We start from the raw sequence: 10,033 nt of genomic DNA on the forward strand, positions 1-10,033 counted from the left end.
TGGTTTATTTTTGGTTGAAAAAATCGTTTAGGTCGTAATTGTCATCAAGCAGGTCTTCGTAGTCTGCTGTGTCCGCTGCCGATGGCTGTATTAGCTTCGTTTCAGCAGCCTTCATCACCTCTTTAAGATGCACGCCGCTCTTTAAAATGCCTTCCGCCGCGGCATAACCGTTAGCCACCTGTTTGCGTTTTTCCTGGGCATCCTGAGCCGTTTTCCACTGCTCTGTTTTCTCGTCGAGTATGGCATTTAAGAAAGTGCGACTACCAGTGTAAGTATCTTTTAAAGCGCGTGGGCTTAGTTGAGCCGATTGCGCTACAAACCTTATATCATCATTGTTGGTTACCAGTATCCGGCTCATGTCGTAAGGGTCGTAGGCCAGCTGAACTTTAGCGCCGATCAGCTTGCTGTACATCCAGGGCTCTGGCAGGTCGTAGCTGTATTTCGTTCCTTTGATCACTGGCTCAATGCCCCGGTTACTGATCATTATCGTATCTGTGTGTTTAGGCTGGTGGATGATGCCAAACTTCATTAGGAAATGCTCGTCGGTAATAAACCTTTTGTCGTCAGCGTGCATTTTATTAAAGGCTTCCAGCCATGTGGCTTCTTTGCTGGGTGCATTCAGGTTATTGCGGGTAAAGGCAGGCATTTTTTGGGCAAGGTGAAAAAACTGTTCAAGCTGCTGCTCCGCTTCATATCCGATCATTGGGCGGCTTTTATCGCGCATACCTTGTTGCAGCAGGTCAGGATTTACGCCGGAGTGCCTTGCCGTTATATTGTTCGCTGTCCAGTTACCCTGGCTTACGGTCTGTTGGCAGCGCTTAAAATGCGGGCTACCAAAAAGCTGCTCTATATAACCTCTGTGCTTATTACCCTGTCCGGCGGGTACGCGCATGGCAATCGATTCGTAAAATGGCGCGAGGCTTTTGTTTGCCCAATTATCGGATTTTATTTCCCAGGGCAGGTACCATCCACCGGTAAGGCTGCGCAGGTAATACATCGCATCTAAATAAGCATGGCCTACCTGCCATTGCCTGGGCACATCACCCTGCACGTAGCTTTTTCCCAGTATCAGGTCGTTAAAGCTGTCAGCCACTACAATCGCCACATATTTGTGAAACTGGTATTTTCCGTCCTGGAAAAGAAAGTCCAGGTTATTATCGTCATGCTCCCAAAGCAACATAGGGTTGCTGGCCCGGCGACCTTTCACCTGTTTAATGTGTCGTTCATTATAAGCGCTTTTGCCATACCTACCCAAATCAACTTCCGCAGCGCGCTTCCTTCTCCACAATCCAACTGCGCCAGCGCTTATCTCTTTATATCCGGCCTCCTTTGCCCATGAATTATAGATCGCAGTAACATATACGTCATCCAGCTGTCTGCCATCTTCAATTAAGCTCAATAGTTTGTTCTCGGCAGCAATATCTACCACCTTAGCGGCGCCGCTCTTTACGCCAAAGTTGCCATGTACAAGGCTTTCATATCCAAGCTGCTGGTATTTTTTTAGTGCGCTTGATTTGTGAGACACTAAGCGAACGTAACTGGTAGGAAACTTAGCGCCAATGCGTCCTGCGGCCTTTTCGGACTTAATAATTTCAATCAACTTTTCCCAAAAATCAGCCACACTTTTAAAGCCTAATCCTTCCTTTACTAACGCTTTAGTATCCTCAACCGCATCCTTTATAAAATTCATCAAACTGGCTTCGCGGGTATAATTCTTTACTTTGTCCGTCGGCAGCGGTTCCGGGTGCCCGTTGGTTCCTTCAAACCGGTAAGCCAGGTAATAGGCTTCTGCTTTTAGGTCTTTAACAATGCGCTCACGGATAGGAGCGATAGAGGTATATTGATAGATGTCACCGCATTTACATGGCTCATCGTTATGCTTACATCCCATGCGAGCCGCCAGCTTAGAAGTAATATCTGCTTTGCGTGTTTCGTTGCAGTTTTCATAAGGCAGGATATTCATTCTTGCATCGTCCGGGTGATTTTCAAAAGGCCAGCTGGTACCGCGATTGGTAAAGGCACTTTTTAAAGTCCCGTCTGCGTAGCCCAGCCATTTCAACCCTTTAACGGTAAGGCAAATACCCAGTTCTTTATGTTGATAGAAAAAATCTTGCATGTAGGTAATTATATTTCAGCGATATATATTTCAGCTCGATCACCCTCAAACCATTCGAGGTAGGCCTTAAGTTCTTCAAAAGAAAGACCAGCTTTCGACCTGGCCTTTCTTAAAAGAGCCGCCCTGCTTATTTTATCAAGAATTAAGATATCGCTCCATATTACAGTATCGCCGGTATCTCTCCAGCGCCAGTTTTTTTCTACCAAAGAGGGCATCAGGCGATTGAGCAATTCCTTTTTTTGCTCACTCAGGTAATTTTCAATATCCTCTGGCGAAAGGGCTAATAGCGCAATTTTGGTTTTAACCCTCAATTGTCGGATATCATTAATTAAATGCATATCCTGCTGGGAAATGTGTATTTTTCCGCCTGCCCCATTATCAAAATAAACCCCTCTTTCTCTATCCATCTTTTTTGTATTAATGATTAATAATTAGCGACTTGTGCAATTTTTCCTCTCATTTTTGGCCTAAATACCGCGCATTTCCGTACCGTTTGGGGTACATTCAGGCCCATTTTCGTTAGTTATTTCAGGCATTAACTGCCTTACTTCGTCCACCACCCGGTTAAAACCTTCAACTAAAGCCATATAGGCGGTGACTACTTTTTCGTTTTTGCGATCCATATTCAGGACATAGCGAGCTTCTCGCACAGAAACACCCGCCAGTTCCGAAGCTTCTCTGGTAAAAAAAGCCTGTCCTAATTCCCTTTTTCTTGTATTGCTCACTGTTTTAGTCATATTTTTGCTGTTCCTTACAACGGAACTCAAAGATATATCAAATAATTTGAGTTTTCCAAATAATCTGAGAAAAATATTTTGTTATGGGCTTGTTTTTTGGCAAAAATCTTCAACATCTACGTAATTCAAGAGGCTTTAAACTCGCTGAAATGCCCGACAATACAGGCTTTTCGAGCAGTCAATGGAATAATTGGGAATTAGGAACTTCATTCCCAAAATTTTTGGATTTAATTGAAATTTCAAAATATTTTGGGATTACTTTGGATGCTTTAGTCAATGCGGATTTAGAAAAGTCATACCTATCGCAAAAACAGGATGACCAAAATTTACAGGGTAAATCATACCTAAATTCATACCCATCGTCATACCTAAATAGCGAAAATGAGGGCAAATTGCCAGCACTTCAAGAGCCGGAAATGCCTTCAAAACGGGGCAAAAAAGGAGAAATTCAGTACCAGGTAAAAGAGGTTTTCAAGCCGGTAATGGTCACGGTAGATCACCAGGGCAGGGAAAATATTGTGATGGTGCCGGTAAAGGCGCGGGCCGGTTATTTAAACGGCTACGGCGATCCAGAATTTATACAATCGCTGCCTGCTTACCGGCTTCCTGGGCTTCACAATGGCGTGTTTCGCATGTTCGAAGTGCAGGGCCTTTCAATGTATCAAACGCTTTACGATAAAGATATCGTAATCGGCTCTTTTGTAGAACAGGCGCGGGATATACGGGATGACAGGGTACATATTCTTGTCACCAAAGATCATGGCATTGTTATAAAAAGGGTGCTAAATAGGGTTAGTAACGACGGGGTGCTAATATTGAAGTCGGACAACTACAAGGATCGGCATTTATACCCGCCGATCGTCCTGCATCCGGAAGATATTTTGGAGGTTTGGTATTGCAAAATGCGTCTCACCCCGCAGTTTGGCACCCCTGATTTGTACACCAGGTTAGTTGATTTGGAAGGCCGCTTAACCTTGCTGGAGAATAGCGCGCCCAAACCGGAAGTAAAATGAACCTAAAATGCACCTATCTTAACGATTCAATTTTTTCGGTCAAAAGGTGAAAATCGGCTAAAACCCGCGCCAGTTGTGCATTTTTCGCACTTTTTTCATATTCTTTGATTGTAACCTTTTAATTTAGCCCCCTTAGCATCAATTCCGTGCGGGCCATTTAAAGGGTTTCAAAGCAATTTGTTTGAACCAGTCCTTTTCCCCAGGCAAATCCACATGATCCAACGCGAAAATATTTTCCAGTGTGTACAATTCGGCTTGCTTATCGGTAAGTTGTTTCGACCATTTTACTCTTCCTGCAGGATTAGCGCCCGGGCCTTTGCTTTTATATTCCGCATAAAAAACCGTCTGTTCATTTTCAGGATTACTCCAATTGTTCCAACCTTCGGCGGCGATCTGAGCGGGGAGTTCGCAACGAATAAAAACCGTTTTCGCATGGGCGCGCCATGGTCTTCCCAAATAAATTCTATCAACATCAGCAGCGGCAATAATTTTACAATCCAGAAAAACATAGCCAAATTTTTTTCCGGGGGTAGTGCTGGCCGCGGTTATATAAGAATCGGATTTTTCTTTGATGGTGCAACGTTGAAATACGGCGGTTGACGGACCGAAAATAAAATCGGTGGTGCCTTCAACATAACAGTCCACAAATAATTGCCGCGCGGTTTCGCCCGCGCTAAATATGGTGTCCTGATCGCCGATGAACCGACAGTTTCGGAACAGCGCCTTGTCTGCATCCACATATAAGGCTACCGCCTGGCCTACACGGCCGGCATTGTTTTCAAAAGTAATATTGAAAGCGGCAAACCGGTTGCCTGATATCTTCGCAGTGAAAGAAGTAAAAGTGGTGAGTTTTCCGCGCCCCGAATAATCATTAAATCGAATAATCGTGCTATCAACATTCTCACCAATAAAAGTAACATCTGTATTATTGGCCGGCAGTTCAATCTTTTCATTATAAACGCCATTTTTGATATACAAAGTAATCGGCGCTAAGGGATACACCCTCATGGCATCAATGGCTTCCTGGATATATTTGTAGTCGCCGCTGCCATCTTTGGCCACGGTAAAAATGTATTTATATTTGGAAGGGTTAGCCGTTTGGGCATTCACAAAGTGCTGAACCCATAAGATCAATACCAGCAGCAGCACGCAATACCTTCCTTCAAACTTTATTTTCATCCGCATATTTTTTATGATTTGATGGATCGGAACTTATCAGGTATAAAATTTTAATCGCCCGGTACCATGAAGAATTTATAATGAACATTTCATCTACTTATTTTATTGTAGCCATTTCCAGCGTTTCGCCCAGTCTAATAATACTGCAGTTCTCCATTTTGAAATCGTTGTGCCACCTTGTATTTTACCGTCGTAAAGTTTTGGATCCGCTTTATCCGTGAACCAGTTTTTACCCAGTTTATAATCGGTCGTGTTTTGCCTGCCCGGCCAGGAATTGGTTACGACCAACTGGCCGCGCTGCGTGGGAAAACCAGGAATATCAGAGGTAAATTGATAGCTGATAACTTCTGCCTGTTTGGGAGCAAAGCGAAGCCCATACCGCCCATCGCCCAAATAGTAGCCGGCCCACTTCTGCACGTTATTTTTGTAGGGCGTTTCCATCCAGAAACAAATAGAACCTGGCGGCTTGTTAATTTCAGGCCCTGCCAGAAGAAATTCTACTACGGTGCAATAAGCCACGGTATCCCGCAGGCTCGTCATCCGGTCAAAAATCACGCGCGGACTGTGTTCGATTCTTTCAAAACTGCCGCCCCAGCTTTCCCGAAAAGGATTCGCGGGGTCGCCATCCATCAAGTAGAGCAGCGATGGCGTGTCGCCCATTTTCACTTCACCCTCATAATAATTTTTAAAATCTCTGCCGAGAAAACCGGCCTGCTGTATAAACTTGTTATAATAACCAGTCGGCGAAACACTATCAATAATTTTGTTGTTGGAGAAAAAGCCGTAATAAGAAGCGTTTACTTCAATAAACCATAAGTCAGGAAAATTTTCCGCAATATAGGCGTAGCTGTTGGCGCTCCATTTTTTATTAGGCCCGCCGATCCAATACACTCTGATCTTGCTTTGAATATCCGGCGCGTCATGCAGGGCCTGAGCCAGATCCTCCAGCCCTCCCCAAACTAAAACCCAAAGCGGTTGGGCGTGATTTTTTTTTGCGCATTTTATCAGCCATTCAGAACCTTCAGTTGCTGTAGTAAAACCCGCGTAACGCGCATTGCCCTGCCGGCCTTGCCTGGTAACCGATCTTAGATAAGCCGGCGTTGCCAAACCCTGCACATGTTGCGACAGCTTGGGAAAATCTTTTTCGTATAAATCAATCATTCGAAGGATCTCTTTTTTGTTTCCATTGCCATAGGATGGAGAAGAAATAAGCCCCTCGATTGTAAACCGATCGCTGTACATCAACAGGTGCGTCATCGATTGATTGTCGTCCGGGTCGGTGCCGCCGATATCCGTACTCACAACGATTCGGGGTTTATTAGGCACCGGATGTTGCGCCATCGAAATGTTAGCAGCAACCGAGATAAAGATTAATATGATTAAAACAGTTTTCTTCATTTTTTTACGATTCTTGCTGCCAGCTCCGGCAACTGCCTTCTTATATCGGACAGTACTATTTCTGCAATGCGGCGCGCGCCCAGTTCGTTGAAATGCGTGTCATCCATTTTACCATCCGGGTAATTGGGATGCTCGCCAGGCGCCATATGTAAAAACAAAAGTTTAGATGTCTCCACACCAAACTGTTGGTACAGCTGCTGCGCTTTAACATCCATGTCGATGAGCACAACCTGATGCTCCTTAGCCACATCCCTTACAATCTGTGCATATACTTCGTGCGTCCCTACCACGTTACCCGCACTGTCAAACTTGCGCCTGGCAACGGGTGTAAGCAAAACCGGCGTGGCTCCCTTTGCTCTTGCTTCGGCTACAAATCGGGCCAGGTTGTTTTTAAATGCTACTTCAGTCGTGTAAGTTTTTTTCGTCGGCACTTCATCGTTATGCCCGAATTGAATAAATACATAATCGCCCTTGCTGCAACTATTCAGGATCTGATCCCAAAGCCCCTCCTTTCTGAAAGAGGAGGTGCTGCGGCCGTTCTTTGCCAGGTTCACAACTTCTATCGTGCTGTCCCAAAAGTACACGAAGGGCATGCCCCAGCCGGTTTCCGGATAAGCGTTGGTTCTTTTTATAGCGCAGGTTGAATCTCCAGCTAAAAAAATTTTTGTTTTAGATCGCTTGAAAAAAGTGAAAGACATCAAAATAATTAGCGGCGCGAGGTATCGTATTTTTCTCATCCGGATTTTTATTTTATACCGTTGATATACATTTCGATATTAGTGTATTGTCTGCTTAAACCAAAGACGGAGGCATCCGACGCATCAGACGGGTTTAGTTGGTGCTGTGCTTCCCATTTATCAGGCATGCCATCCTTATCCGAATCAGCGAGCGCTGTTCCCGTGTAAGACGGCCATCCGCCCACTTCTGCCGCGTCATTTATAATTCCATTGGTTCCATTCTTTGCTGTTTTCGACCGGGCCTCTTCAATAAGGCGAAGGTCGACCGCGTCGTATTTAGGTAGGGCGGCGCCTACATTTCCAAGTACGGAAGCATACGCTTTTTGAGCAGTCTCTGTCTGTACCGGTTCGGCAATTGAAAATGGCGTAGGCACCAATGCTTTGCCCCGGAGCGATTCGGGAAATTCCGTTAAATCAACTCCTTTTTGATTGTCTGTAGATAGCGCTTTATTTCCAAACATCATATTTCCGCTTACATACCACTGGCCAAAGCCTTTGGCTTTTTGCGCGTTATAATTAGCTTTTACAAATTTCAACACATCCGGCGCAGCCGGCCCCGGGATATAATAATTATTGACGAGGTTAATATTTGATTTTCCTCCCTCGATATCGACCTCACCGCCATAACAGGCGTTGGCACTTTTCCAGTTAAAAATGACATTGTTCCTATAATCGACCAGCGCCAGCGTATCATGGGCCCTTGCGCCGTTAAACCGAACCGTGCGGCTGTTCTGATTAGAAATCAGGTTATGATGATACGATGCGTTTTGCCCGCCCCAAACGCCACCGTAAGCCCTTAACCCTTTGTGGTGGTTGGCGTCGTATAAACCTTCACTTATGATACTCCATTGCACGGTTACGTTTTTGGTATCATACATGGCAGCGCATTCTTCGTTTGCCCAGGTGAAAGAACAATGGTCGATGATAATTTGCTGGCTGTTTTCCATCCCGAACCCGTAAACGCCCGTGGCGATTTTCGCGCCGGGACGCGATCTTAAATAGCGGATAATGATATTGCCTCTAACACCCGTTTTATCGCTGGCGCAGTTTATTATAAACGAGTTGCCACGCAAACAAATTCCATCGCCAGGAGCGGTTTGCCCGGCAATGGTGATATTGGAACGACTGACTTTAAGCGGCGTTTTTAAATCAATAATCCCGGCCACTGAAAAAACGATGGTAATGGGCTCTCCCGGAAACTCCCGAAAAGCCTGACGAAAACTTCCCTCACCATCATCATTCAGGTTGGAAACGATGACCACTTTGCCACCACGCCCGCCGGAGGCGTATTTACCAAAACCTGCTGCTCCCGGGAAAGCCGGTGTTTGAGCCGTTAAACCGATCACGTTCAAAAGAATAACACATGCTAATAAATACTTTTTCATTTTACCAAGCTATTAATGTACACTTCAATATTCGTATAGGATTGATGAATGCTGAAAAGGGATGCATCGTTCGCATTATTCGGATTAAGCTTATGTTCAAGTTCCCATTGATCCGGCATGCCATCCTGATCGTTATCTAATGGCGCATCAATCTGTTTTAAGTACGGCCAGGCATTCACTGTTTGATCGTATGCCGTGCCATGCGAATATCCGCCTTGCACATCAATAAACCGTCCTGTACTGTTGATTACATCGTTGATCACGCGTTGATCGAGCGTATCACGCCGGGGCAACAGCGCCCCCGCTGACTGCAACACTTCTTTGTACGCCTCCAACGCCGTTTGATGCGGAATTTCTGATACGGCGAAAGCCTTTAATGCTATCGCTTTCTGTCGATCCTGTTCCGATTTGGCTTTATCGACATCCACACCTTTACTGTTATCTTTACTTACCGCGTCGTGCCCTTCCACGTAGTTTCCAGAAACATAAAAGAGGCCATAGGGATGATTTGCGTCTTTGGTATGCGTTGGATTGACTATTCTGCCAGATACGGACTTATTGGTTTCCGGCCCGCTTTTATAATAATTATTGACAACATTGTAGTTACCGTTTTCGCCGCCATACACGTTATTATGCCCCCAATTATAAATTACATTATTGCGGAAGTCAACAAGCTCAGCCGTCGCGCCCAGGCGAACGCCGTTAAAACGAGGTGTGCGGCTGTTGCAATGAGCAAATAAATTATGATGGGCGCTGAGGTGGCTGCCGCCCCAAATGCCCCCGTAGCCATGATGTTCAAAATCCTTATCGCCGGCTTCGAAATGGTAGGAATAGTTTAAAGGTTCAGCAATAATATTCCACTGCAAAGTGGTACTATCACCTTTATATACCGAACACACTTCGTCCGTGCTCCAACTCATACTGCAATGATCAATGATTACATGTTTACGTCCGGAACCACCGACGGCATCGTCGGCGCCTGCTCCATCAACCATGCCTTTGTTTTGATACCGGTCGCCCATTCTAAAGCGCATAAAGCGAATAATCACATTATCGCCTGCTATCGACACGGGATAGTCGGCTACACAAATGCCGCCACCGGGCGCTGTTTGCCCCGCGATGGTAATATCGCCTTTGATATTTAATTTTGATTTTAGGTGGATGGTTCCCGACACACTGAAAACCACCATTCTTGGCCCTTTGGCCACAACCGCCTGCCTCAAACTGCCCGCGCCGTCATCATTCAAATTATTTACGACAAAAACTTTACCACCTCTTCCGCCGGTGGTATATTTACCAAACCCCTCTGCTCCCGGAAAAGCAACCGGACGTGGGGAAGACTGTGCGCCGGCGGTTGTAGCGCTGACGCAGCTGCCCAAAACTGCAATCAGGCTAAGCGCCGCAATGATATTTTTAAACGATAGTTGAAACATGCATTTTTGTTTTTGAAGAACGCCTTTTTTACCGT

Annotated in this window: 9 protein-coding genes and 1 pseudogene; 2 read left to right on the forward strand and 8 right to left on the reverse strand. The window is 45.4% G+C overall.

Features of this window, described 5'->3' with window-relative positions; genetic code table 11:
* Positions 1-4: 4 nt before the first annotated feature.
* Genes ABDK00_RS17070 through ABDK00_RS17080 form a run of 3 tightly spaced genes read right to left on the reverse strand, consistent with a single transcriptional unit; the run spans position 5 to position 2,853 of the window.
* On the reverse strand, positions 5-2,116 hold the full coding sequence (locus tag ABDK00_RS17070) for a Mu transposase C-terminal domain-containing protein (protein ID WP_346236119.1): 2,112 nt from the start codon (positions 2,114-2,116) through the stop codon (positions 5-7).
* An 8-nt stretch (positions 2,117-2,124) separates the two neighbouring features.
* Positions 2,125-2,523 (reverse strand): hypothetical protein, encoded by a 399-nt coding sequence (locus ABDK00_RS17075; protein WP_346236118.1) that lies wholly within the window; start codon positions 2,521-2,523, stop codon positions 2,125-2,127.
* 60 nt (positions 2,524-2,583) lie between these two features.
* The gene (locus ABDK00_RS17080; RefSeq protein WP_346236117.1) at positions 2,584-2,853 is read right to left on the reverse strand and encodes a hypothetical protein; all 270 of its coding nucleotides are present in this window, start codon (positions 2,851-2,853) and stop codon (positions 2,584-2,586) included.
* Between the two features lie 83 nt (positions 2,854-2,936).
* Between ABDK00_RS17080 and ABDK00_RS17085 the strand changes: the two are divergent.
* Positions 2,937-3,119: pseudogene (locus ABDK00_RS17085) on the forward strand (helix-turn-helix domain-containing protein); the annotation flags it as partial.
* A 126-nt stretch (positions 3,120-3,245) separates the two neighbouring features.
* Positions 3,246-3,866 carry a S24 family peptidase gene (locus ABDK00_RS17090; protein WP_346236116.1) on the forward strand — a complete coding sequence of 207 codons (621 nt, stop codon included), beginning with the start codon at positions 3,246-3,248 and terminating at the stop codon, positions 3,864-3,866.
* Between the two features lie 138 nt (positions 3,867-4,004).
* Here ABDK00_RS17090 and ABDK00_RS17095 read toward each other — a convergent pair whose 3' ends face one another.
* The 5 genes from ABDK00_RS17095 to ABDK00_RS17115 form a co-directional block, all read right to left on the reverse strand.
* Positions 4,005-5,045 (reverse strand): pectinesterase family protein, encoded by a 1,041-nt coding sequence (locus tag ABDK00_RS17095; protein ID WP_346236115.1) that lies wholly within the window; start codon positions 5,043-5,045, stop codon positions 4,005-4,007.
* A gap of 102 nt (positions 5,046-5,147) precedes the next feature.
* A complete protein-coding gene (locus ABDK00_RS17100) occupies positions 5,148-6,443 on the reverse strand; it encodes a nucleoside hydrolase-like domain-containing protein (protein WP_346236114.1) in 1,296 nt (431 codons plus the stop codon).
* Positions 6,440-7,180: a rhamnogalacturonan acetylesterase gene (locus tag ABDK00_RS17105; RefSeq protein ID WP_346236113.1), complete on the reverse strand. Its 741-nt coding sequence runs from the start codon at positions 7,178-7,180 to the stop codon at positions 6,440-6,442. The genes ABDK00_RS17100 and ABDK00_RS17105 overlap by 4 nt, the downstream gene beginning before the upstream one ends.
* Positions 7,181-7,188: 8 nt before the next feature.
* Complete coding sequence (locus tag ABDK00_RS17110; RefSeq protein WP_346236112.1) at positions 7,189-8,565, reverse strand: pectate lyase; 1,377 nt, start codon at positions 8,563-8,565, stop codon at positions 7,189-7,191.
* Positions 8,562-9,998 (reverse strand): pectate lyase, encoded by a 1,437-nt coding sequence (locus ABDK00_RS17115; RefSeq protein WP_346236111.1) that lies wholly within the window; start codon positions 9,996-9,998, stop codon positions 8,562-8,564. Before ABDK00_RS17115 ends, ABDK00_RS17110 begins: the two co-directional genes overlap by 4 nt.
* Positions 9,999-10,033: the final 35 nt, after the last annotated feature.

It is taken from the genome of Niabella insulisoli, from assembly GCF_039652435.2.
Classification (GTDB): domain Bacteria; phylum Bacteroidota; class Bacteroidia; order Chitinophagales; family Chitinophagaceae; genus Niabella; species Niabella insulamsoli.